At 69.6% G+C, this 23065-nt stretch carries 21 protein-coding genes and 1 pseudogene; 13 read left to right on the top strand and 9 right to left on the bottom strand.

Going from position 1 to position 23065, the window contains the following annotated elements:
• The first annotated feature begins 343 nt into the window (after window positions 1-343).
• Window positions 344-1192: an endolytic transglycosylase MltG gene (gene mltG / locus EDD93_RS29935; protein WP_123528612.1), complete on the top strand. Its 849-nt coding sequence runs from the start codon at window positions 344-346 to the stop codon at window positions 1190-1192.
• 58 nt (window positions 1193-1250) lie between these two features.
• Here mltG and EDD93_RS29940 read toward each other — a convergent pair whose 3' ends face one another.
• From EDD93_RS29940 to EDD93_RS40850, 6 genes are all read right to left on the bottom strand, one after another.
• Window positions 1251-2339, bottom strand: a complete 1089-nt coding sequence (locus tag EDD93_RS29940; protein ID WP_123528613.1) for an NAD(P)-binding domain-containing protein — start codon at window positions 2337-2339, stop codon at window positions 1251-1253.
• Between the two features lie 68 nt (window positions 2340-2407).
• Entirely contained in the window at window positions 2408-3616 is a 1209-nt protein-coding gene (locus EDD93_RS29945) for an LLM class flavin-dependent oxidoreductase (protein ID WP_123528614.1), read from the bottom strand.
• Window positions 3613-4641 carry an ABC transporter substrate-binding protein gene (locus EDD93_RS29950; RefSeq protein WP_123528615.1) on the bottom strand — a complete coding sequence of 343 codons (1029 nt, stop codon included), beginning with the start codon at window positions 4639-4641 and terminating at the stop codon, window positions 3613-3615. The genes EDD93_RS29945 and EDD93_RS29950 overlap by 4 nt, the downstream gene beginning before the upstream one ends.
• A 57-nt stretch (window positions 4642-4698) precedes the next feature.
• The gene (locus EDD93_RS29955) at window positions 4699-5469 is read right to left on the bottom strand and encodes an ABC transporter ATP-binding protein (protein WP_123528616.1); all 771 of its coding nucleotides are present in this window, start codon (window positions 5467-5469) and stop codon (window positions 4699-4701) included.
• Window positions 5442-6344: an ABC transporter permease gene (locus EDD93_RS29960; RefSeq protein WP_185092563.1), complete on the bottom strand. Its 903-nt coding sequence runs from the start codon at window positions 6342-6344 to the stop codon at window positions 5442-5444. The genes EDD93_RS29955 and EDD93_RS29960 overlap by 28 nt, the downstream gene beginning before the upstream one ends.
• Window positions 6345-6554: 210 nt before the next feature.
• On the bottom strand, window positions 6555-6638 hold the full coding sequence (locus EDD93_RS40850) for a putative leader peptide (RefSeq protein WP_398905870.1): 84 nt from the start codon (window positions 6636-6638) through the stop codon (window positions 6555-6557).
• Window positions 6639-6730: 92 nt separating this feature from the next.
• Here EDD93_RS40850 and EDD93_RS29965 point away from each other — a divergent pair, with 92 nt between their 5' ends.
• The 4 genes from EDD93_RS29965 (at window position 6731) to EDD93_RS29980 (ending at window position 13948) form a co-directional block, all read left to right on the top strand.
• Window positions 6731-7153 (top strand): secondary thiamine-phosphate synthase enzyme YjbQ, encoded by a 423-nt coding sequence (locus EDD93_RS29965; RefSeq protein ID WP_123528617.1) that lies wholly within the window; start codon window positions 6731-6733, stop codon window positions 7151-7153.
• Window positions 7154-7889: 736 nt separating this feature from the next.
• Window positions 7890-8942 (top strand): hypothetical protein, encoded by a 1053-nt coding sequence (locus EDD93_RS29970; protein WP_148083914.1) that lies wholly within the window; start codon window positions 7890-7892, stop codon window positions 8940-8942.
• A gap of 499 nt (window positions 8943-9441) precedes the next feature.
• Window positions 9442-13218 carry a hypothetical protein gene (locus EDD93_RS29975; RefSeq protein ID WP_148083915.1) on the top strand — a complete coding sequence of 1259 codons (3777 nt, stop codon included), beginning with the start codon at window positions 9442-9444 and terminating at the stop codon, window positions 13216-13218.
• Between the two features lie 385 nt (window positions 13219-13603).
• Window positions 13604-13948, top strand: a complete 345-nt coding sequence (locus tag EDD93_RS29980; protein WP_260255990.1) for an ATP-binding protein — start codon at window positions 13604-13606, stop codon at window positions 13946-13948.
• 47 nt (window positions 13949-13995) lie between these two features.
• On the opposite strand, the gene EDD93_RS40450 is transcribed toward EDD93_RS29980, so the two are convergent.
• Window positions 13996-14133, bottom strand: a complete 138-nt coding sequence (locus EDD93_RS40450) for a hypothetical protein (protein ID WP_260255991.1) — start codon at window positions 14131-14133, stop codon at window positions 13996-13998.
• Between EDD93_RS40450 and EDD93_RS29985 the strand changes: the two are divergent.
• A pseudogene (locus EDD93_RS29985) lies at window positions 14068-14703 on the top strand (Dyp-type peroxidase); the annotation flags it as partial. The gene EDD93_RS40450 and the pseudogene EDD93_RS29985 overlap by 66 nt on opposite strands.
• A 455-nt stretch (window positions 14704-15158) precedes the next feature.
• Here EDD93_RS29985 and EDD93_RS29990 read toward each other — a convergent pair.
• Entirely contained in the window at window positions 15159-16478 is a 1320-nt protein-coding gene (locus EDD93_RS29990) for a M28 family peptidase (protein ID WP_123528620.1), read from the bottom strand.
• A gap of 172 nt (window positions 16479-16650) precedes the next feature.
• Window positions 16651-16932 (bottom strand): phospholipase, encoded by a 282-nt coding sequence (locus tag EDD93_RS29995; protein WP_260256038.1) that lies wholly within the window; start codon window positions 16930-16932, stop codon window positions 16651-16653.
• A gap of 476 nt (window positions 16933-17408) precedes the next feature.
• Between EDD93_RS29995 and EDD93_RS39740 the strand changes: the two genes are divergently transcribed.
• The 7 genes from EDD93_RS39740 to EDD93_RS30020 all read left to right on the top strand — a co-directional run bounded on the left by EDD93_RS39740 (window position 17409) and on the right by EDD93_RS30020 (window position 23053).
• Window positions 17409-17585: a hypothetical protein gene (locus tag EDD93_RS39740; protein ID WP_185092565.1), complete on the top strand. Its 177-nt coding sequence runs from the start codon at window positions 17409-17411 to the stop codon at window positions 17583-17585.
• Window positions 17586-17595: 10 nt separating this feature from the next.
• Window positions 17596-18312: a hypothetical protein gene (locus EDD93_RS30000; RefSeq protein WP_123528622.1), complete on the top strand. Its 717-nt coding sequence runs from the start codon at window positions 17596-17598 to the stop codon at window positions 18310-18312.
• On the top strand, window positions 18309-19337 hold the full coding sequence (locus tag EDD93_RS30005; RefSeq protein ID WP_123528623.1) for a DUF6895 family protein: 1029 nt from the start codon (window positions 18309-18311) through the stop codon (window positions 19335-19337). Before EDD93_RS30000 ends, EDD93_RS30005 begins: the two co-directional genes overlap by 4 nt.
• Before the next feature lie 31 nt (window positions 19338-19368).
• Window positions 19369-20292, top strand: coding sequence for a DUF6895 family protein (locus EDD93_RS40455; protein ID WP_260255992.1), 924 nt, complete (start codon window positions 19369-19371; stop codon window positions 20290-20292).
• Window positions 20289-21368: a serine hydrolase gene (locus tag EDD93_RS40460; RefSeq protein ID WP_260255993.1), complete on the top strand. Its 1080-nt coding sequence runs from the start codon at window positions 20289-20291 to the stop codon at window positions 21366-21368. The genes EDD93_RS40455 and EDD93_RS40460 overlap by 4 nt, the downstream gene beginning before the upstream one ends.
• 103 nt (window positions 21369-21471) lie before the next feature.
• Window positions 21472-22080 (top strand): RNA 2',3'-cyclic phosphodiesterase, encoded by a 609-nt coding sequence (gene thpR, locus EDD93_RS30015; protein ID WP_123528624.1) that lies wholly within the window; start codon window positions 21472-21474, stop codon window positions 22078-22080.
• Between the two features lie 34 nt (window positions 22081-22114).
• Window positions 22115-23053 (top strand): aldo/keto reductase, encoded by a 939-nt coding sequence (locus EDD93_RS30020; RefSeq protein ID WP_123528625.1) that lies wholly within the window; start codon window positions 22115-22117, stop codon window positions 23051-23053.
• Window positions 23054-23065 lie beyond the last annotated feature (12 nt).

A 23065-nucleotide genomic window follows, 5' to 3' on the forward strand; every position in this document is an offset into this window, starting at 1 on the left:
GAACGACGGTCCATCGAGCAGTGATCAGATGAGCCAACCCACGAAGTGGACGACACCGGCAAGCAGGTTGGTGAGGACGTTCATCTGGTTTTTCTCCTTGTGCATGGTGATTCTCTGGGACAGCACAGTCGCGGTCTGCAGCCCGTCGCTTGCGCTCTGTAATCATCATGTACCGCGCAGCAGTTGAGCAACGAATGCCGATACGACCACACGTTCCAGCGAACATCCGATCCCCTGTTCGTGCGTTCGCCTTGCGGGAGGCCCATGCCGGTGCCGGTGCGGGGCGCGTGTCGTAGGCGGCGGGGTGCCGGACGAGCGGATCCCTGCGGGATAGCGTTCCCGCATGGTGAACGAGTCCCCGGACACCCCGCCCCGTCGCAAGCTCCGCCCGACCCGCCGCGGCCGGCTGGCGCTGCTCGTCGCCGCCGTGCTCGTCCTCGTGGTGGCCGCGGCCGTCCTCGTGCCGCTGCTGACGAGGGAGCGGTCCACCGAGCGGACCCGTTCCCTCGTGATCCCCGAGGGGTGGCGGGCCTCCCAGGTGTACGCGGCCGTGGACAAGGTCCTCGACGAGCCCTCCGGCACCACGGAGAAGGCCGTCGCCGCGGCCGGTCTGCCCCTCCCGCCCTCGGCGAAGGGCAACCCCGAGGGCTACCTCTTCCCGGCGACGTATCCCGTCACCTCCGACACCACCCCGCAGAGCCTGCTGCGCTACATGGTGGACACGGCGGTCAAACGGTTCGGCGCGGACCACATCACGACCGGGGCGCAGCGCAACGGCGTCACGGTCTACCAGACGGTGGCGATCGCCAGCATCGTGCAGGCCGAGGCGGACACCGGGCCGGACATGGGCAAGGTGGCGCGGGTCGTCCACAACCGGCTCGCGCGCGACATGCCGCTCCAGATGGACTCCACGCTCAACTACGCGCTGAACCGCAGCACCCTGGACACCACCGCGGGCGACACGAAGATCGACAGTCCGTACAACAGCTACGAGCACAAGGGGCTGCCGCCCACGCCCATCGGCAATCCGGGGGAGCAGGCGATGGCGGCCGCGATCAGCCCGACCGCCGGCCCCTGGCTCTACTTCGTCACCGTCGCGCCGGGCGACACCCGCTTCACCGCCGACTACGCGCAACAGCAGCGCAACGTCGAGGAGTTCAACCGCAACCGGCGCGGCGCCGGCAACGGCTGAGCCACCCAGCCTGCCGCTCCTGCCCGGCCCAGCCTCGCCGTCGACCGCCTCGCCCCGCTCAGGCCACCGAAGCCGCCCGTTCCGCAGCCGGCTCGGCCCGGTCCAGCAGCTGTGCGACCGCTCGCGCGGCGGCCCGCCCCGCCCGGTTGGCGCCGATCGTGCTGGCGGACGGGCCGTAGCCGACGAGCTGGACGCGCTCGTCGCGTACCGCCCGGGTCCCCTCGACCCGGATGCCGCCGCCCGGCTCGCGCAGCCTCAGCGGGGCGAGGTGGTCGACGGCGGGCCGGAAGCCGGTCGCCCAGAGGATGACATCGGCCTCGACGGTGCGGCCGTCGTCCCAGGCGACCCCGGCCGGTGTGATCCGGTCGAACATCGGCAGGCGGTCGAGCACCCCCGACTCGCGGGCGCGCCGGACGGCGTCGGTGACCGGCAGCCCGGTCACGCTCACCACACTCTGCGGCGGCAGCCCGCGCCGCACCCGGTCCGCCACCATGGCGACGGCCGCCCGCCCCCGGTCCGCGTCGAACGGGCCCTCGCGGAAGACCGGCGGCCGGCGCGTCACCCAGTGGGTGTCGGCGGCCACCTCGGCGATCTCCATCAGGTGCTGGGTACCGGAGGCCCCACCGCCCACCACGACGACCCGCAGTCCGGCGAACCCGGCGGGCCCCGGATAGTTCGCCGTGTGCAGCTGACGGCCCCGGAAGGTGTCCTGGCCCGGGTAGCGCGGCCAGAACGGCCGGTCCCAGGTCCCCGTCGCGCTGACCAGGGCCCGCGTCGCGTACGTACCCTCGGAGCTCTCCACGAGCAGCCGCCCGCCGTCGCCCTCGCGCACCGCGCTCACCTCCACCGGCCGGTGCACCCGAAGGCCGAAGGTGTTCTCGTACGAGTCGAAGTACTCGCCGATCACCTCGGAGGAGGGCCTGCTGTCATCGGCGCCGGTCAGCTCCATGCCGGGCAGCGCGTGCATGCCGTGCACCTTGCCGTACGTCAGTGACGGCCAGCGGAACTGCCAGGCACCACCGGGGCGCGGGGCATGGTCGAGCACCACGAAATCGCGGTCCGGCTCCAGGCCCGTACGGCGCAGGTGGTAGGCGGCGGACAGACCTGCCTGCCCGGCGCCCACCACTACGGCATCCACTGAGCGCACCCCGATATTGTTCACGCTTCTACCAACTGTGGCGGGGGCGCGGATCTTCCCGCCTGTTCCCGGAGAGCTCAGCGCCCCCCGGCGAACAGCAGCGGCGCGCCGCCCGGAGCGGAGGCCGGACGGCCGTTCGCCGCAGGCACCGTCAGAAGCGGGGACGCCGGGACCGTCGACAGCAGCCCCCGGGCCGCCAGCTCCGGGGTGACGCCCTCACCGAACCAGTACGCCTCCTCCAGATGCGGGTATCCCGAGAGCACGAAGTGCTCCACACCCAGGGCGTGGTACTCCTCGATCCGGTCCGCGACCTCCGCGTGGCTGCCCACCAGCGCGGTGCCCGCGCCGCCCCGCACCAGACCGACCCCGGCCCACAGATTGGGCGCGATCTCCAGCTTGTCGCGTGAACCCCCGTGCAGTGCCAGCATCCGCTGCTGCCCCACGGACTCGCTCCGCCCCAGTGCCTGCTGGGCCGCCGCGACCGTATCGGCGTCGAGGTCGCCCAGCAGCCGGTCGGCGGTCGCCCACGCCTCGCGCGACGAGTCGCGCGAGATGGTGTGCAGCCGGATCCCGAACCGCACCGTGCGGCCCTGCTCCTCGGCCAGCCCCCGGATCCAGTCGATCTTCTTCTTCACATCGGCGGGCGGCTCGCCCCAGGTCAGGTAGACATCGGCGTGCTTCGCGGCGACCGGCCCGGCCGCGGCCGACGAGCCGCCGAAGAAGACCTCGGGCAGCGGATCCGGCGGCAGCGCCGTCAGCCCGCCCTCCACCTGGTAGTGCGCCCCGTCGAAGTCGAACGGCCGGCCGCTCCACGCACCCCGCACCACCGACAGGAACTCCGCGGTCCTCGCGTAGCGCCGGTCGTGGTCCAGATGGTCACCGAACCGCCGCTGCTCCGTGGAGTCACCGCCCGTCACGACGTTGAGCAGCAGCCGCCCCCGGGTGATCCGCTGATACGTCGCGGCCATCTGCGCGGCGAGCACCGGCGAGATCACGCCGGGCCGGAACGCCACCAGGAACTTCAGCCGCTCGGTGTGCTGGGCCAGCGCCACCGTCGTGAGCCAGGCGTCCTCGCACCAGGTCCCGGTCGGCGTCAGCACGGCCTCGAACCCCAGCTGTTCGGCGGCCTTGGCGATCTGCGCCAGGTACTCGATGTCGGGCGCGCGCACCCCGCTGACCGGGGTGATCCGGTCCCGCTTGATCCCGCCGTCGGTGTACGCGTGCCGGTCGACGAGCGTGCGCCCGTCGCCGCCCGTGGGCAGGAACCAGTGCAGGTGGACGTTCATGAGGAGGCCTTTCCGTACGAGCGCGGGGCTGCCGAGGACGGGGGGAGATCACGGTTGAAGCGGGTGTCGACGAAGTCCTTGAAGACGAAACGGCGCGGGATGAGCTTCAGGTCCGCGAAGGTGTCCGCGATCTCCTGCTCGGAGGCGATCGCGGCCGGATCGACGGCGACGGGAACCCGGGTGCCGGCCGTCCGCTTCACCGCGTCCAGCGCCACCTCGTACGGCAGTCCGGTCTCCTTCGCCCAGACCTTCGCCCATGCGTCGGGGTGCTTGAACACCCAGTTCTGCGCCCGGTTCAGCCGGACCAGCAGATCACCGATGGCCCTGGACTTCCCGGACTCCTTGAGCGCGGCGGGCGAGGCGACCTGGAACCCGAGGCCGTTGACGACCCCCTCGCCCGTGGTCAGCACCCGCGCCCTGCCGCCCCGCAGCACCTGCGAGGTGTACGGGTCCCAGACGGCCCAGGCGTCGACCTTGCCCCGGGTGAACGCGGCCAGCGCGTCGGCCGGCTGAAGGTACTTCAGCTTCACGTCCGAAATGCCGAGCCCGGCCTTCTTCAGCGAGCTGATCAGCTGGAAGTGGGCGGAGCTGCCCTGGGCGACGGCTATCGACCTGCCCTTCAGCTGCGCCGGGCTCCGCAGCGGCGAGTCCTTGGGGACCACGATCGCCTCACCGGCCGACGAGCCGTGCGTGGCGCCCACCACCACGACCTTGGAACCGGCACCGGCGGCGAACACCGGCGGGGTGTTGCCGACCCCGCCGATGTCCACGGCCCCGGCGTTGACCGCCTCCAGAAGTGGTGGCCCGGAGGTGAAGGTGGACCATTTGATGCGGAAGTCGAGGTCGTCCAGCTCACCGGAGGCGCGCAGGATGGCTTCGTAACCACCCTTCTGGTCGCCGATGTTGAGTGTGACGCTGCCCTTGCCGTCGGTGCTGCTCGCCGTGGAGGCGGAGCTCGCGCCGCCGCAGGCGGTGAGGAGCAGGGCGAAGGGGAGCAAAAGCGCGGGCAGGGTACGGCGGTTCATGTCGTCTCTCTCCGGTCCGGACAGGCGGGGGTTCAGGGGGCGGAGTGGGCTCGGGTCTCAGGCGGCCGCGGGGGCCGTCTCGACGCCGAGCTCGGTGAGCAGCCGGGTGCGCAGCGCGGCGAACTCCGGGGTGCCGGGGTTGCGCGGGCGGTCCAGGCCCACGGACGTCTCGTACGCGATGGCACCGTCCCGCATCACCAGCGCGCGGTCCGCGAGGAGCAGTGCCTCGTCCACGTCGTGCGTGACGAGCAGTACGGCGCAGCCCCGGCGCTGCCAGAGCTCGGCCACCAGCTGCTGGGCCTTGATCCTGGTCAGTGCGTCGAGTGCGCCGAACGGCTCGTCGAGCAGCAGCAGATCGGGCTCGCGGACCAGTGCACGGGCCAGCGAGGCGCGCTGTGCCTCACCGCCCGAGAGCGTCCTGGGCCAGGCCCCGGAGCGCTCGGTGAGCCCGACTTCCGCCAACGCCTTCTCGGCCACGGCGCGTTCGGGCTTACCGGGCAGCCCGAGCAGTACGTTGCGCCAGACGCGTTTCCAGGGCATCAGGCGAGGCGCCTGGAACGCGACCGCCCGGCGCCGGGGGACCAGTACCGTCCCCCTGATCTCCCGGTCCAGGCCGGCGAGCACCCTCAGCAGGGTCGACTTCCCGCAGCCGCTGCGGCCGAGCAGTACGGTGAACTCACCCGCGCGCAGGGTCAGATCGAGCCCGTCGATGACATCCCGGCCGTCGAAGGAACGGGACAGCCCCTCGACCCGTACGGCGGCCTCCGGCAGCGGTCCGGCCGGGGCGGGGGAGCGGGTGGTCACTGGCCCGTGAAGGTCGGTCGCCATTGCAGCAGCAGCCTTTCGAGAATGCGGACGATGACATCGGCGGCGAGGCCGAGGAAGGCGTAGACCACCAGGCAGACGACGATGACGTCGGTGCGGAAGAACTCCCGGGCCTGGTTCATCAGGAAGCCGATTCCGGCGTCGGCGTTGACCGACTCACCGAAGACCAGCGCCAGCCATGCGGTCGCCAGCGAATAGCGCAGCCCCGTCATGGCCCCGGGCAACGCCCCCGGCAGCACCACATGCCGCACCAGCCCCCAGCGCCCGAGGCCCAGGGACTCACCCGCTTCGATGAGCTGGGGATCGACGCCGCGAATGCCCGCGTAGACGTTGAGATACAGATGGAAGGCCACCCCGAGCGCGATGAGCGCCACCTTGGGGGCCTCGCCGATTCCCAGCCAGATGATGAACAGCGGGATCAGCCCGACCCACGGCACGGTGCGCAGCATCTGGACGCTCGCGTCGACCAGGTCCTCGCCCAGCCGGGAGAGCCCCGAGACCAGTGCGAGCGCGGTCCCGACGGCGCCTCCCAGCAGCAGCCCCACGGCCACCCGCTGGAGCGAGACGGCCATCGCGGAGGTCAGCGTCCCGTCCGCGATCAGGTCCGACCCCGCGCGGGCGATGGTGCCCGGCGAGGCCAGTACGTCCGGATGCAGCACACCGGTGGCGCTGAACACCTGCCACAGAACCAGCAGCAGCAGCGGCCCGGCGGTGCGCCGAAGCCACCGGGGTACGTTCCGCAGCCGGACACCGCGAGCGGTGGCGGGAACGACGGGCTCCAGGTCGAGCGGACGCCGCCGGGCCGGATCTTCCGGCCAGCCGGATTTCCCTTTTTCAGGGGCTATATCGGGTGGGGCGAGAGCATGGTCGAGAGTCATGTGGGCTCCACGAACGCTTCATGGGAACGGAGGTGCCCCAGCACCCGGGCACGCGACAGCCACGCCGTAGCGGCGGGAGGTCACGGAGGAACCACACGGTGTCCGGCCCTGGCCGGGCGACACGTGCGAGGTGGGGGCGGAGTGCGTACTACGTCAGGAGCGGTCGGGCGCCTCGCGCCCGGTCACTGACGGGAAAGTGCTGAGAGAACGTCAGCAGCCGCGACAACACGCGGCGGAAGCCACCCGCAGCAGGTCGATGTGACCGCGCGTGGTGAGCAGAGCTGATCGGGACATGGCGCTGAACGTAGCGATCCCGCAAGGAACCGGTCAATGGTGTCTCGGCACGTGGACGCGCGACCGTCCGGCGCAGGCGGAAGAATGGAGCCATGTCGACCGCCTTCACCACCAGCGTCCTGCACATCACCACGGGAACCACGGAGACCGTCACCGACCTGACGTCCGACTGCGAACAGTTCCTCACCCGGACGGCCGCCGGCCGGGACGGACTGCTCAACATCTTCGTACCGCACGCGACAGCGGGGATCGCCGTCCTCGAAACCGGCGCGGGCAGCGACGACGACCTCCTCTCCGCTCTGCACGCGCTGCTCCCCGCCGACGACCGATGGCAGCACCGCCACGGCAGCCCCGGCCACGGCCGCGACCACGTGCTCCCGGCCCTCGTCCCGCCGCACGCGACACTGCCGGTGATCGCGGGGCGGCTGGAGCTGGGGACGTGGCAGTCGGTGTGCCTGGTGGACACGAATGTCGACAACGCCAACCGGCAGGTGCGGCTGAGCTTCCTGGGCTGACCAAGATCGCTCCCAGGGGTCACCTTGGCGGCCATGCCACGCAAGGGGCACGGGCGAGGGCTGGCCGGGGCAGTCAAGTGCGCGAAAGGGGCGGGGATCGACAGTCCGCGCTTCCTGCGCCGGGCCGAGAAGAGTCTGAAGAAGGCGCAGCAAACCTCTCCCGCAAGGAGAGGACGCGGGGAACAGGGACAAGGCCAGGATTCGTGTCGCACGGGACATGCCGTGTCACGGATGCCCGCCGCGAGCTCCACCACCAGCTATCCACACAGCTGATCCGCGAGAACCAAGCGGCCGCCACGGAGGACCTTGCGGTGAAGGGGGCTCGTCCGGACGTGCTGGACCAAGTCCGTGCGAAGGCCGGCGTTCGTGAGCGGCCTGGAGTATAAGGCTGCCCGGCACGGACGCATCTTTGGGCAGCCCGTTTCAGCGGATGTTGTCCACTCGACATGGATGTGACGACAGTCACTGTCACATCCAACACGTCCATTCTGTCAAATGTGTGACAACTCGTCAGCAGCGACCGAATTGCGGTGCGGCCAAGGCGGGCGGCACACGAAGTGATCAACCAGCACACCTTGGGGCCGCCGCAGCCACTGGCCCCACGTCACGGTTCGGGCCCCGCCAAGGCGCGGGACCTCGCGCCCTGGCGTGCGCTCGTGGGCATGATCCGCAATTTCCGCAAGAAAACCAGGAGGCCGAAGTGCTCAAGAGACTGAAAAGATTTCGGCTGGCGGCAGTGGGATTCCTTGCTGCATCCGCCGCTGTCGTCGGTCTGTCGACGCCGGCATCCGCCGTCTGGGGCTTTCCCGGCGAGGGAAGCGACTGGAACCCGGTGAACTACGCGGCCGGCCAAATCACCAGCAGATCCACCACGAGTGAGGCACGCGACAACCGCAACAACATCATTCATGCCTGGCGCGGCGGGGGCAACGACAACATCTACATCTCGCTGAACGGCGGCCCCGCGTACCAGTTGCCCGACGCGCAGACGTATACGTCCCCGCGGGTGATCTGGACCGACGACGGTGGTCGCGGTAACTTCCGGATCTTCCACACCGGCACGGAAAGCCACATCTACCAGCACCGCATCCAGCTGAGCACGAGCTACCAGCTGCCCGCCACCCTGCCCAACTGGACCAGGGTCCCCAACGACACCCGCACCACCAACACTCTGCCCGTGGGAGTCGCCGCGCTCCCCAACAATTCGTACATGCTCGCCTGGAACAGCCAGTCCGACGACCAGATCTGGACGTTGTACTACAACGGCCAGACCGCTACCTACAGCAATCCCAGCGTGGTTCCGGACGCGCTGAGCAAGGACGCGCCGGCCCTCGCCGCCCAGGTCGACACCAACAACGACGACCCAGCCCCCTGGAACCAGGTCGTTCTCGCCTTCACGGGCACCAACAACTACGTGTACCAGTCGCGCCAGCGGTACGGAAGTGGCTCCTGGACGAACCCGCGTCAGATCTTCGCGGCGAACTCCTACGGCTTCTCGAGGCAGGGCCCGTCGGTCGCGCTCTCCCGTAACGGCTACGGCGTCATCACCATCTCCGAGGACCGCGACAACACGATCGGCAGTTACATCATTTCCCGCGAGGGCGGGTGGAGCGGGTTCTACGAGGAGAACTCCTTCGCAAGCACCTTCGACAAGACCCCACTGGCCGTGATCGACGGTACGACCTTGTACTACGTCATCAATGGTTCGGCCGGGGGCCAGAACGGGGTCCTGTGGAAGCGCGTCTACGACTTCGCGGCCATGCCCACGCCGTCCGCGCCTCAGTGGTAGGCCGACGGTAGTCCCGTACGGGAACCAAAGCGCCAGGACCCGGATACGGGACCCAGCAGCGTTCCGGGTCCAGGATCGCGGCGCAGCCGTACAACATCCGCGTCGCCGCGATCCACCACCCTTCCTCTCCAAGACCTGAGAGCGCGGCAGGCACGATGTCGACGTCTCCATGCCTGGCGCCAACAGAGAACCGCATATGTCGTCCGGACTCGCGGCCCCTGCCCCGGAACGGCACTCCTTCGCGGCCGGCCGGTCCTGACACGCCTACCCGGCGCCCTCGTGTCAGGACGGTCCGGCATCCGGCGATACGCCGAGCCCGGTCGGAGTCAAATGCCTCGAAGAGGAGCCGAGTTCCGGGATCTGCCCCGTGGGCACCGCCCGAGCCCTCCTCCCCCTCACCGCGCGTGCAGGTACGAGACGAGCACGCAGAAATCGAGTTCCCGTGAAACCAGGTAGACCTGTGGCTGGCCTTACGTTCGGCCTGCTGCTATCACTCTTGATGTCGGGGATCGCCCCGGCAACGGCGCTTACTCCCACGGCGTCCATGGCCGCCCTGGCCGTCGCGGCGGCAGAGGAGGACCCAGCATCCACCGGGCCGGGGGCATCCGGGCCGGATCTGAGTCACGAGAACCGCACGAGCCCGCCCTCCGGCCTGCCGAACTGGTCGCGCGTGGGATACCGAGGTGGCCTGGATCTGCCCAGCGGTGACTCAGGTGCGACGACGCAGGCCTCCTGCATCATCTCGGCGGGAGAACTCGCGTCCACGTACAAGGTGATCGCCGACGACGGAGTCGATGACACCACCGGACTGCAGAGTGCGATCGACTACGTCAAGAGCGACTGCTCTCCGCAGGCCAACCTCGGGCGACTCTCGCGCATTGAGCTGCCGGCCGGCCAACTCGACGTGTCCCGGCAGATCTACGTCGACGCCAGCTTCCTGACCGTCAGAGGGAAGGGTTCCGGCGAGAACGGCACCCGCCTGGTGTTCCGCCCCGACGTCAATACCCGGTACGACACGCTGGTCAATGGTCGCTGGGACCAGGACGCCATGTCGGTCGGTAGCGGCAGCGACGTAGGCAAGGGCGGCTGGATATGGCCGGGGCGCGGTCTGTTCCGGGTGCAGACCCGGGACATGGCCGAGCGGTACAAGGACGACTGGGCTGCGGCCCCGGCCAATCGCAAGGACCTCTTCGAAGGCAGCATCAACCAGCACTGGGCCTCCGGACTCAAGCTGGGCGCCCAGAGCGACGAGCCCGGATACGCGGCCCGGCAGGGCCATTCCGTGGTGCAGCTGGACGCGAAAGCGAAGATGGACAAGCTCGTCCTGAATGGCTACGTCTGGGTCGGCGCGGCCAACAGCATGAAGTTCTACGAGCAACAGGGCATCGCTGACACGAGCTTGATGGAGTCCCTCCACATGCGTCAGCAGATGTTCCGGCTCGTCGGCAAGGACACGGTCGCCAAGACGATCACGCTGGACCGCCCGCTGGAGTGGGACCTGCCGGTCGACTCCGTCTCGGACGGATCCGCGCCGCTGGGACCCACCCCCTACGCCAGCAAGGTCACTCCGCTGACCATCGTCGAAGGAGTCGGCTTCGAGGACTTCTCCTTCACCCAGGACATGAACGGGCTGCCGAAGCTGGACGGTGGCACGTACTCGCTCACTCCTGAGCAGGCGAAGCACAACTACGGCAACCTGGCGCCCGAGTACGCGATGAACGGCATCGTCTTCAAGTGGGCCGCCAACAGCTGGGCGCGCGGGCTCAAGGCGACGATGACCGGCTCGCATCCGATCGTCACCGAGGTCGCGCGCAATCTGCAGATCGAGCGCAACAGTTTCGACGGCGCCTGGAACAAGGGCAAGGGCGGCAACGGCTACCTGCGCGGCAGCCGCGTCTGGGACTCGCTGTGGGCGCTCAACATCAGCCGCAACCTGCGCCACTTCACCTTCCAGTGGGCGGCCAGCGGCAACGTGGCCTTCCGCAACGACCTCGACTCCGACCTCAACCTGCACGGCGGCTGGGAACACGGGAACCTGTTCGAGCAGAACACCGTGCGCACTCCCTACGAGCACCGCTCGGCCAGCTGCAGCGCCAACTGCGGCGGTGAAGGCGGTCAGATCGACGAGGGCACCTGGTATCCCATCTGGTGGGCGGCCGGTCCCAAGGCGGCCAAGTGGGCCGGTTCCTCCGGGCCGCGGAACGTCTTCTACAACAACACACTGATCAAACAGGCTACCGAGGGCGGGCCGTTCGAGCCCTACACGCCGTACGGTACGCGCTCCGGTACCGCCTTCCAGTTCGGCTCGAACACGAACGACGCAAACCAGTTCCAGCACCTGAGCCAGGATGGTCAAGTCATCGCGGACTGGACCGGCCAGGAGACCCAGGACTTCTTGGGGAAGGGGGTGGCGGCCCTCGACGTCGGCAACCGGCATTCCCTGTTCCTCGACGACACCGGCGGTGAACTCGAACCCCGGCCGGGCGAATCCCGGCGCACCGTCGGTACCTGGAACATGCGCGGTGCGACCAGCAGGCTCGCGGGTGAGAACTACGACCTGTACGAACGCATCGGTCAGCTCATGGAGCTGGAAGCGTTCAATCTCAGCCTGGTTGCCGTGCAGGAGGCCGGCAGGCCACCCCGGTACAACCCTGGTGGGTACAACCCGCATGTGCGCCGAATCCCGCAGAACCAGTATGTGCGGTGGAACGCGGCCGGCACTGAACGCGTGTCTGAGGACGTTATCGAGGTGCCGCTGGGAACACAGGCCCGGCCCCGAGGGTATGTGTACTGGCTGCACACACACAACGACATCAGCACGACAGGCCGGAACAACATCGGCATCATCACCTACTCTCGACTGCCCTTGGATGACGGGCGAACCCATGTATGGGTCGCCGCCGGGCCCGTGAACAGCAATGGGGTATCGACGGGTCGCCCTGCGCTGGGAGTCCGCCTCGGCGACACCGTGTACTGGACCTTGCACGGAGATTCACAGACCAATGGTGCGGACGTCCCTCAGATCCTGCGCAATATCAACCGGCAAATGAGCGCCGCGGGCCCGAACGGAGCTCCGATGCGGTATGTCGTCATAGGAGATTTCAACCGCACCCCGTCGAACCTGGAAGGCTCCATCTTCGCACGTGACTTCACCGTCCATCGGCCGGCCGCCCCGACCTACCAAGGAGACAACAGGGACTATCAGTACGACTATGCCGTCACGGCAGGCAGCGACATGCCCAACGCCGTCAGCGTCGCTGCGCGACAGGTCCACGATGTTTCTCTATCGGATCACCACCTTTCGACGTTCTACGTGAACGCCGCTCGGGTCGAGGACGAACCTGGCCAGACGCCGCCTGGCGACGGGCATGACAGTCCGCCCCCGAGGCCGACGAAGAAGAGGATCGTGATTCGCAGCGCCAAGACCGGGAAGTCGGCCCTGCCCTCCGGTCAAAGTGGTGACGGTAGTCAGGTGGTCGCGGTACCGGCCGATCCGAATCATCTGCCGCTGCAGAACTTCGAGATCGAGGCGGATCCCGAGTACCCCGGATACCATCGTGTGCGCCACGTGTACTCCGGTGCCTATCTCGGACAGATCGACAGGGCCGACTCGGAGGTCTACACGAAGACGCACTGGTACGGAACGGAATCGCTCTGGGCTCTGGTCGAGGGGGACGATCACACCTGGATGCTGGTCAACCACCACACCGGCCAGGCGCTCACATCCGTCGTGGTATCGGGTCAGGAACGACTGTTCGGCCGTGACTGGGACGTCGAGGACTCGAGCCAGCGCTGGTTCCTCCAGGATGCCGACCAGGCGTTGGACGTGTATGAAATCACCGACTCGACCGAGTCCCCCGGGCAGGTCCTTCGCCCGCTGAACGGCTCCTCCGAGGAAGGTGCCCCGCTGGAAATGGTCCTGGACGGCAACGACCCCAGCGAAGAGTTCACCTTGGTCGAAGCCGATGACAGGAACGGTGAGAACTGCTTCTACGCGGTCAGCCAGGACGGAAGGTATCTCAATTCGACAAACGGTGCAGTGGACAGTCCGGCGGAGGGGAACACCCTCACACTCAACGCATATCACCCGGACTCCGACGGTTACCCGCTCTGTTCGAGTTCGGACCCTCGCGTGGAAGCGACAGTCCTGAGCCAGCACAGGCGGTTCAACGAGTTCGTCTTCCTCACCACTCGCGGAGTTTCTGCCTATGTGGGTCTGACCTACACGGTCCAGAACGCGAACCTGTTCCGATTCAGGTCGAAGAACAGTCGCTGAGGTCAAGACTTCGTGACAGACGTGCCTGTCGCGCACCGACGACGTCCATCAGTGTGATGTGGACACCGCGGCTCAGCGAGACGCCGCCCGTCGGATGACCGAGGTCCCCTTCCCGGCATGTCGGGAAGGGGACCTCGATGGTTTCGGGGGGAGAGAGATCGAGGCTCTAGGCGTGGTCCCCTACGGAAACGGGGCGACCCGAAACTGGAGGCCGACGGATAGCCGAGCACCCGTGCCTTCGGAGCGGATGGTGACCTGTTCCGTGTCGGATTGCAGCGTTACCGTGCACACAGCAGCGCAACGCCGGGCGGCCCAGGGTACTGCTCCGATAGGATGCGTGGACGAAGATATTGCCGGGCGGTAGTCTCCGGCGAAGGCGGATATCATGCCCGATATCGCACCGTTGTGGGGGCGGCGCGACGAGTTCGCGCGGCTGCACACACTGGTGGACCGGGCTCGCGCCGGCCGCAGTGGGGTGCTGGTCGTCTCCGGCGAGGCCGGAATCGGCAAGACGGCGCTCTTGAACCGCCTCACGGCACAGGCGGCCCCACACGTCCGCACCGAGCGCATCGTCGCCTCACAGGCCGGGATGGAGCTCGCCTATGCCGGCCTCCAGCAGCTCTGTGGGCACATGGTGGGTTCCGCCGTCCGGTTGCCGGCCCCGCGACAGGAGGCGATCGAGGTGGCGTTGGGGCTGTGCAGCGCCCCGCGCCGAGTCCTTTCCTCGTAGGGCTGGCCTTGCTGGGAGTGCTCACCGGAGCCGCGTAGGACCGTGGACTACGGGGCCTCGCCCGCAATCCATTCCACTTCACCGAGCGCTTCGGCAACCCGGACGGCGCCCGCGGCGTTCTCGACCGTGCCCTGGTCCGCGAAGACCAGGGCGAAGTCGGATGGGCCGTCGGTGGCAGCTACCAAGTCGTACGCGTCATCCGGCTGGCGACTGAGCTGTGGGACAAAGACCCGGTTCCTGAACAGGAGCGGATCATTGGCCGCCGCAGGGGCGGACGTTGGCTCTACGGCACGCCGAACGGCGAGCAGTCCGACTTTGCTGCGGACCCCACGGGCAAGGTCACGTCACTGGACTCGCATGTGCGCCTCGCGGCCCCTGACCGGCGCAATCCGCCACCGATGGTACGACGTGGGTACAGCTACGACCGTGGCAACGGGGACTCCGGGCTGATCTTTTCCTGCTTCCAGCGGGACCTGGCGAAGGGATTCGAGGCGGTGCAGAAGCGGCTCGCCGGTGAGGCCGTGGCGAAGTACAGCCTCACCATCGGCGGTGGTTACTACTTCGTTCCGCCGCCCGGAACCGCGTGGGTGGATGCCCTGTTCCGGTCCTGCGAGAAAACTGCTGCACGGCTGGATGACACCTGGTCTGGCTTGCAGTGCTGCGGAGGACCACGGTGCGTCACCCGCCATGAACTGTGGTTGATTATCACAAGCAGCGGGGGAGCGGAGTGTTACACGTTGCACAGGCGGCTGTAGGTACCGGATGGCCAGATATCCTCGGAGTTGCCTTAACGGAGTTTGGTGGACACGAATGTCGACAACGCCAACCGGCAGGTGCGGCTGAGCTTCCTCGGCTAGGCATGGCCGCGTGAGTCACTTCGGTGGGACTGTAGGGGCAAAGCCCGGCCGCACCGACTGGGCAGCGCTCGCAGCTGCCGCATGGGCTCCGAAGGCTGTCGGAAGGTCCTTCGTCTGCTTGTGGTACACGCCAACCATTGCTTCTGGCCGGCGGCAAAGAATGGAATCGGCTGTTGCCGGGCCGGGTCGGTCCGCGCCTGGTGGGTCGGTTGTCGGCGGTGTGTCGTCGGCTCGTCTCGCCCAACACGGCGAAGGTCGTGGCTCGCTTCGACTACGGGCACATGTGCGGCGGTTGATCCCACGGGACCGTACGTGCGGCGCACGGTGCGATCACCGTGTGCCGCACGTTCACGTCAGAAGGTCAGTTTCCAGCTGTCGATGTAGCCGGTGTCCTGTGCTGCCACATCCTGGACTCGCAGCTTCCACGTACCGTTGGCGGCCTCGCTCGACGCGTTGACCGTGTACGTGGCGATCACGTTGTCCGCGGAGTCGCTGGAGCTGGAGCTCTTGAGCCGGTACGCGGAGCCGTCGGGCGCGAGGAGGTCGACAACCAGATCGCCGCGGAAGGTGTGCTTGATGTCGACGCTCGCCTTGAGCGTGGCGGGTGCGTTGCCGGTGAGGCCGGTGGCGGAGACGGGCGATGTCACGGCCGCACCGTTGTCAGGTACGGCCACGTCTGCGGTGTTCTCGAAGACGGTGCCGGAGGGCGGCGGAGTGGTCGCAGCGGACAGGGCCCAGACCGCGTAGGCGATCGCGTCGCTGTTCCGGTCGAGCGCCGTGTCGTTGATGTTGGCGGAGGTGTCGCAGGACGCGTGGTAGCACCGGTCGAAGGCCAGGCCGGAGGTGCCGCCCCACTTCTGCGCCTGGGCCGCGGTCTTGGTGTAGTCGGCCCCGGAGAAGAGACCGCCGACGGGTATGCCGGCGTTCTTGAACGGCGCGTGGTCGGATCGGCCGTCGCCCTCCGTCTCGATCTCGGTCGGTATCGAGATTCCGGCGTAGTAGTCCTTGAACGTCTTCTCGATCGTGGGGTCGTCGTCGTACACGAAGTAGCCGGGATTGGGCGAGCCGATCATGTCGAAGTTCAGATACCCGGTGATCTTCGCGCGGTCGGCCGTGGCGAGGTGGTTGACGTAGTACGTCGATCCGACCATGCCGAGCTCTTCCGCTCCCCACCAGGCGAAGCGCAGGTGTTTCGAGGGCTGGTAGCCGGCCCTCGAGACGGCGAGGGCGGTCTCCAGGACCGCGGCCGACCCGGAGCCGTTGTCGTTGATCCCCGGACCGGCCGTGACGGAGTCGAGGTGCGCGCCGGTCATCAGGACCTGGCTCGCGTCGCCGCCGGGCCAGTCGGCGATCAGGTTGTACCCGGTGGACCCGCTGGAGGTGAACGTCTGGAGTGTGGTGGTGAATCCGGCGGCGTCGAGTTTGGCCTTCACGTAGTCGATGGAAGCCTTGTAACCGGCCCTGCCGTGGGCGCGGTTGCCGCCGTTGGCGGTGGCGATGGACTGCAGCTGGGCGAGGTGCGCCTTGACGTTGGCGACCGGGATGTCCGGGGCCGCGAGGACGGCGGCGGACGACGGGGCCGCGGATGCGGGGACAGCGGGAGCGAGGAGGGCGGCGAGTGCGAGGGAGGCCGCTGCTGCCACGGCCGTGCGTCTGGGGAAGGCGAGAGTCATGTGAGGGCTCCGGGTTCCGTACGCGCGAAGGGATCGGGTGTGGAACTGGCCGCGCGCACCTCCCCACGGGGGGCGGCAAGGGGCGCGGTGCGTGCCCGATCGTCGACGCTTGACGGCGCACCGTCAAGACGGCATCCGGGCGGCCGTGTCCGCTCAGCGGACGCGGCCGGTATCAGCCCACCAGGGCGTCGGCCGGGCCGAGCTTGTCGACCGCGTCGTAGTACGTCCGGGCCAGGGCCTTGCGGGAGGCGGGGCCGGCGCCGGAGTGGTTGGCGCAGACCCGCTTGAGGCCGTCGTGCGGCATGTCGTCGAAACGCGCCTGGCTGGCGGAGAAGGTGCCTGCGGCCCTGTAGGTGCGGTAGCCGAAGTCGTGACGCGCGCTGGTCCGGGTCCAGGGGCTGAGCATCTGCGGTTTGTCCGCCGGAGCCGCCGAGGCGGGCGAGGTCGCCAGGATTGCTGCGGTGGGAGCGGGGGCGGAACCGCCAACGGGCCGAGAAGTGTGGAACGCGTGACGGTGACCTCCGACTGCGCATCCGGACGGAAGGTCCTGGCCGGGGAGGGCGCCGAACGCGGCGGGAGCCGACCTCGGTCGCCCGTCGATTGTCGGACCGGTCCGGTAGGGCGCCGGGGCGGGATCGGTGCCGTCGTCGGGCGTCCGGGACCGGCCTTCTGCTTTATTTGAATTGCCGAGAACTTCCGTCCCGGACGTACAGCCCCGCGCGAGTTGAATACGCCCCATGTACCACCCGCCGTACGAGTGGATGAAATGGGTGTTTTCCCAGTTCAGCGCCGTTCTGGGGGTTGGTGAATTCATCATTCAATTGAATTGTGAATTCACTCCCCGAGCCGCCCGATTTGCGGCTTTACATTCCATGTATTTCACTCGGTACGTACGGCAACCCCACTTCCCAACAGGACGGGGCAACACCCATGTACACCACGGAAACCACTGCCACTGACATCGAGCTCGACCTCGACGCGGCGCTCAACCCGGGCGAGGCCGAAGGCTTCTACCGCGACTCCCGCGAGTGCGCGTACCTCGCGCTCCTCGGCGGCGGCTCCGCGCTGCTGCTCTCGCCGCCGACCCCGCGCCCGAAGAAGGGCTAGTCGGCAGCAAATGGACCAGACACATGCCTCGTCTCCCCTTGAGGGTGCCGTGCATGACCTGGCAACAGAGGTGGTCCTCGCTCTTCGGAGCGGGGACCACCTCGCCACGGTTTGCGGCGCGGCCGGAATCGACGAGGACAACAGGACAGGAATTGCCGCGGTACGCGTCATCGGAGCCGATCTGCTTCTGCCCAGTGTGCTGTACGGGCACAATCCGCATCCCGGGGACGTCGCCGTGTTCCACCGTGCCGTGCGGGAGTTCCCGCCCCGGCCCGACGCCTCCGACGCCACGGCCTGGAGTCACTGGGGCATGATCTCCGCCCTGCACCGGACGGCCCCGGCCGCCGCCCCCGGGCAGCCCGCGGTCACCGCTCCCGGCAGTGGTGAGCCGGATGCGGCGTGGCTCGAAGGAGCCCCCTGGCAGGCCTTCACCCATCAGCTCTCCGTGCTGGCACCGCTCGCCGTGCCGGCCGCGTCGTCGGCCGTGCACCGGGCCGCCGCACACCGGGTCGTGGACCTGTCCCGGGGGTTCGTGCGCGCGGTGCGGCGGCGCAACTGGCTTCAGGCCGCAGGCGCCGGACGCTGGCTGGCCGTGCTCGACGGCAGGCCCGACAGCCTGGGGCTGGACCGCGGACTCGACTTCGTCGAGCTGATGGGCGGCGCGGACCCCCGCGTCGCGCTGCATGTGCGGGTCGCCCGGCTGATGGCCGAGGAGCGGGCGCGGTGACGGCTCCGGCGGCCACCGCGCCGGGCAGTACCGCGGGCGCGGCGCTGGCCGTCCTGCCCCGCGTCCTGCGGCAGGCGCTCGGCTGGGCCGACGCCCACCGAACGGGCTTTGTGCTCCCCCCGGACGTGCTGGAGCCGCACACCCAGGTCAACAGCACACTCAAACCCCTCGGCGAACTGGCCCAGCTCTGCACCACGATCCGCCGCAGCACCGAGCCCGGCACCCCGGAACACGGGACGGCCGGGGACCTCATCGCGTTCGCGTGGGAGCAGGTGCGCGCCGGAGACCTGCTGCTGGAGCTGCTGCGCGGCGAACCCTTCGCCGCGTACCCGTACGAGATCTACGCGGCCTTCGCCGGACACGGCCTGCGCAACGAGGGCTTCGAGCGCCTGGCCGGCACGCTCTCCTCGACCAGGGGCTGGGCCCACACCGAGCAGCACGCCAACCGGGAGCTCGGCCTGATCAACTCGGAGCGGCGGGTCGGCGCCGCCCCGCACGCCGACGCCGGTGCGGTCCTGGCGCGCACCTGGCTGGGCGGGCTGTCCGAACCGTGGATGTTCGAGGGGCCCTCCGGCTACGCGCTGACCCACACCGTCTTCCACATCACGGACTGGTGCTGCGTCCCCGAGCGGATGCCCGCCGACATCGACGCCTATCTGCGGGCCTGGCTGCCGCCCTGGATCGACGGCTGTCTGGAGAGCCGGCAGTGGGACCTGACCGGCGAGCTGCTCGCGGTAGCCGCGGCCCTGCCGGGACCGCCGCCCACCGCCCTGCTGGACGCGGCATGGCCCGCGCTCGCCACCGCGCAGGCCCCGAGCGGCGCGGTGCCGGAGACGGGTCCGCTGATCCCGGTGCCGGAGAGTCCGGAGACGGCCGGACCCGGTGGCCCGGAGCCGGACCCGTACCCGTTCCTCGCCTGCTACCACTCCACCCTGGTGACCGCCTTCGCCGCCGCACTGTGCCTCAAGCGCCTCACCGCGCACCGGGCGGACGGCCCGGCAGCGGACACCGGGGCCGCCGTATGAGCCGTACCGGCCGCACGAAGGGAGCTGCCGCATGAGCGGCATCCAGCAGATCCATGACGTGGGCGCGCGGGCCCTGGGATGGCTGTACGACCACCGGGCGGGCTTCCGGCTGGACGACGACCCGCCGCCCGAGGTGGGCGTCCTGGACCGGTTCAAGCCGCTCGGCGAACTGGCCCTCATCAGCAAGGTCATCTTCCGCGAGGGGGTCGCCGGGTCCAAGCAGGCCGCCCTGGCGCGCAAGCTCCTGGACCACGCCTGGCACGAACTGCTGGGGTCGGGGAGCCGGCTGGTCGACGGCCAGCGGCGCGAACCGCTGTGCCCCGTTCCGATGGAGGTCTACGTACCGTTCCGGGAGCTGGGGTTCCAGCAGCCGGCCCTGGAGGCCGCCGTCCGGCTGAACCACCGGCTGAGCAGCTGGGGCGCGCTGGAGGTCGTGCCGGTGCGCCGCCTCGGACTCAGCGCCATGGAGCGCCGCTTCGGGCTGGAGCCGAGCGTGCCGGTCGACGAGGCGTACGGGCGCACCTGGCTGTCGCGGCGGCCCGAGCCGTGGACCGTCGAGGGCAACATCGGCTACGACATCACCCACACGGTCTTCCACCTGACCGACTGGGGAGCCAACCCGGCCGGGCTGCCCGCAGACGTCGCGGACTACCTGGCGCTCTGGCTGCCCGTGTGGCTGGACGACTGGCTCGATCTGGGCCGCTGGGACCTGCTGGGCGAACTGCTCGTCGTCGATGCCTGCCTGCCGGAACCGACCCTGGACCCGGCCGCCTGGGCGGGATTCGCCGGGGCCCAGCAGGCGGACGGCGCGATGCCCGTGATGGGCGCCATGCCGGAGGGCGACGAGGAGTCCGTCTTCGACCTCGTCTACCACCCCACGCTGGTGGCGGCGTTCGCCTCGGCCCTGGCCCTGTCCCGCGCCCTGTCGGACCTCACCGAGCCGGCCCCCGCGTGACGGCCCCGCAGGACGTCCGCCGGGCCCCCGCCGGCCGTCCTCCCCAGGGCGAGGACGAGGGCGAGCGGGCCCGGCTCCTCACCGAGGCCGCCCGCACCATCGATGCACCCGACCTCGTGATCGCACTCAGCCACGAGGGGCGCCGCACCTTCCAGCTCGCCGAGGGCCGGCCGCAGGCCGAAGCGCCGAGCGGCCTGCTCCGCTACGAGCTCGGCTCCGCGTCCAAGCCCTTCACCGGGCTGCTGCTCGCCTCGCTCGTCGCCCAGGGCCGCCTGAGCTACGAGGACCGGGCGGCCGGACTGCTGGCCCCGGGCCATCCTGTGCATCCCGCCGTGGGCGCCATCACCCTGCGCCATCTGATCACCCACACCTCGGGCCTGCGCGCGCTGCCGGTCGACTTCTACCCGCAGGCGCTGCCGCGTTGGTCCACCGCGCCCTACAGCGGCTACCCGGCCGACCGGGTCGTCCGCGCCTTCCTCCGCGCCCGCCCGCGCCACCGGCCCGGCACCCGCTGGCACTACTCGAACTTCGCGGTCTCCGTACTGGGGCACACCCTGGCCGCCGCCACCGGCATGTCCTGGGAGGCGCTGCTCCAGCAGGAGGTCCTGGACCCGCTCGGACTGGACGGTACGCGGCTGCGCCCCGGGGCGCCGGCCGGCGGTGACGCCGTGGGACACCGGAGGGACGGCGGGCCGCTGCCCGCGCTGGACACCGGCGGCTTCAGCGCCGCCGGAGCGGTCCGGGCGACGCCGCCGGACCTCCTCGCGTTCCTGGAGGCGCATCTCCCGGCAACCGCCGCGCCCACGCCCCTGCCGGCCGCCGCACTCGCCGACGTACAACGCCCGCTGCTGCGGCGCGGACTCGGGCACGCCCACACGCACACGCTGACCTGGTTTCGCCATCCGTCGCCGCGCGGGCCGGTCCTCTTCCACGCGGGGGCCACGCTCGGGCAGCAGGTGTTCCTCGGCTTCCGACCGGACACGGCTACCGCGGTGGCGGCCATGTGCACCCGGCGGGTGCACCGGAGCGACCCGTTCATCGCGACGGTCCACGAGCTGCTGACGGAGAGACTCTGACCGCGTGAACCCGGTTCGCGCGGAAGGCCGGACAGCGCGCCGGTCCGGTCGCCGGCCGAGGCGCTTTCGCCTCAACCGGCCGCCATGCGGTACGAAGACCGGTGTGAACGAACAGACCCAGCCCGCGACCGTTCGCGTGTTCATCGCCCTGGCCCCGCCCGACCACGCGAAGGACGAACTCGCCCGGGAACTCAGCCCCGCCTACGGCACCCACCCCCACCTGCGGTGGAACCGCATCGAGGACTGGCACATCACCCTGGCGTTCCTCGGGGAGCTCCCCGTCTCCACCGTTCCGCTGCTGCGCCCGCCGCTGGCCGGCCTCGCGGCGGCCCGCCGGCCCCTCCCACTGGCTCTGCGCGGCAGCGGCACGTTCGACGACCGTGTGCTGTGGAGCGGTATCGGCGGGGACCTGGACGGGCTCCAGACGCTCGCCGCCGACGTACGTACCGTGGTCAGGAACTGCGGCATCGCGTTCGAGGACCGGCCGCTGCGCCCCCATCTGACGCTGGCCCGCGCGCGACGGGACGACCGGTCCTCGGCAGCCGATCTCGCCGCCCGGCTCACCGGATTCGCCGGCAGCCCGTGGCCGGCCGAACATCTGCACCTGGTGGGCAGCAACGCGGGGCGCGGCACCGTACCGATCCGCTACGGAGACATCGAGGCCTGGCCCCTGGGAGGCGGCGTCCCGAAACTTTTTCCCGAAGACGCTTGACCTGGAGCGCGCTCCAGATCCGAGAGTGGAGGGCATGAACACCACAGCCCCTCAGATCATTCTCGGCACCATGGGATTCGGCACCCAAGTCGGAACCGACGAGTCCTTCGCGATCCTCGACGCCTTCGTCGCCGGCGGCGGTGTCTGGCTCGACACCGCCAACTGCTACTCCTTCTGGGCCGACCCCAGCGGCGTCGGCGGCGCCAGCGAGAGGGTCATCGGCGCATGGCTCCGGGCCCGTCCCGGTGCGCGCGACGCGGTACGCATCGCGACGAAGGTCCGGCAGAACCCGCTCGTGGCGCACTCCTGGCCGCAGAGCGCCGAGGGACTCTCCGCCGACGCCGTCCGCACCGGGTTCGACGGGAGCCTGGGGCGGCTGGGGGTCGACCACGTCGACATGCTCTGGGCCCACGCGGAGGACCGCGAAGTGCCGTTGGAGGAGACGGTCGGAGCCTTCGGCGAACTGGTCGCCAAGGGAACGGCGCTGCGCGTCGGGGCGGCGAACCACGCGGCATGGCGGGTCGAGCGCGCCCGGTCACTCGCACAGGAGCAGGGCGTGGAGCCGTGGACGGCCCTCCAGTTGCGCCACTCCCTCGTCCAGCCCCGCCCCCTCACCCCTCTCGCGGAGGGCGGCCACCGTCTGCTCACCGCCGACGACCTGGACCTCGCGCAGGCACGGGGGCTCACCGTGTGGTCGTACAGCTCGCTGCTGTGGGGTTCCTACGTGCGTGCGGACAAGCCGCTGCCGCAGACCTACGACCACCCCGGGAACGCCCGGGTGCTCTCGGTCCTGGGCGACGTGGCCGACGAGGTCTCGGCCTCGCGGAACCAGGTCGTCCTCGCCTGGCTGATGCGGCAGGGCATCGACCCCATCGTCGGCGTGAGCCGGGTCGAGCAGATCGAGCAGGCACTGGCCGCCCGCCGGGTACAGCTCGGTGACGAGCACATGGAGCGCTTCGCGCAGGCGCGATAGCGAGCGGACGGA

The organism is Streptomyces sp. 840.1 (assembly GCF_003751445.1).
GTDB lineage: Bacteria > Actinomycetota > Actinomycetes > Streptomycetales > Streptomycetaceae > Streptomyces.

Excerpts from the sequence above, each read along its gene's own strand:
- EDD93_RS29965 (WP_123528617.1), top strand. The coding sequence starts at position 6,731 with ATGTCGACCGCCTTCACCACCAGCGTCCTGCACATCACCACGGGAACC.
- EDD93_RS30020 (WP_123528625.1), top strand. The coding sequence starts at position 22,115 with ATGAACACCACAGCCCCTCAGATCATTCTCGGCACCATGGGATTCGGC.
- EDD93_RS40455 (WP_260255992.1), top strand. The coding sequence starts at position 19,369 with ATGAGCGGCATCCAGCAGATCCATGACGTGGGCGCGCGGGCCCTGGGA.
- EDD93_RS29975 (WP_148083915.1), top strand. The coding sequence starts at position 9,442 with ATGTCGGGGATCGCCCCGGCAACGGCGCTTACTCCCACGGCGTCCATG.
- EDD93_RS29945 (WP_123528614.1), bottom strand. The coding sequence starts at position 3,616 with ATGAACGTCCACCTGCACTGGTTCCTGCCCACGGGCGGCGACGGGCGC.
- EDD93_RS39740 (WP_185092565.1), top strand. The coding sequence starts at position 17,409 with ATGTACACCACGGAAACCACTGCCACTGACATCGAGCTCGACCTCGAC.
- EDD93_RS29955 (WP_123528616.1), bottom strand. The coding sequence starts at position 5,469 with ATGGCGACCGACCTTCACGGGCCAGTGACCACCCGCTCCCCCGCCCCG.
- EDD93_RS29990 (WP_123528620.1), bottom strand. The coding sequence starts at position 16,478 with ATGACTCTCGCCTTCCCCAGACGCACGGCCGTGGCAGCAGCGGCCTCC.
- EDD93_RS29980 (WP_260255990.1), top strand. The coding sequence starts at position 13,604 with ATGCCCGATATCGCACCGTTGTGGGGGCGGCGCGACGAGTTCGCGCGG.
- EDD93_RS29950 (WP_123528615.1), bottom strand. The coding sequence starts at position 4,641 with ATGAACCGCCGTACCCTGCCCGCGCTTTTGCTCCCCTTCGCCCTGCTC.
- EDD93_RS29960 (WP_185092563.1), bottom strand. The coding sequence starts at position 6,344 with ATGACTCTCGACCATGCTCTCGCCCCACCCGATATAGCCCCTGAAAAA.
- mltG (WP_123528612.1), top strand. The coding sequence starts at position 344 with ATGGTGAACGAGTCCCCGGACACCCCGCCCCGTCGCAAGCTCCGCCCG.
- EDD93_RS40850 (WP_398905870.1), bottom strand. The coding sequence starts at position 6,638 with ATGTCCCGATCAGCTCTGCTCACCACGCGCGGTCACATCGACCTGCTG.
- EDD93_RS30000 (WP_123528622.1), top strand. The coding sequence starts at position 17,596 with ATGGACCAGACACATGCCTCGTCTCCCCTTGAGGGTGCCGTGCATGAC.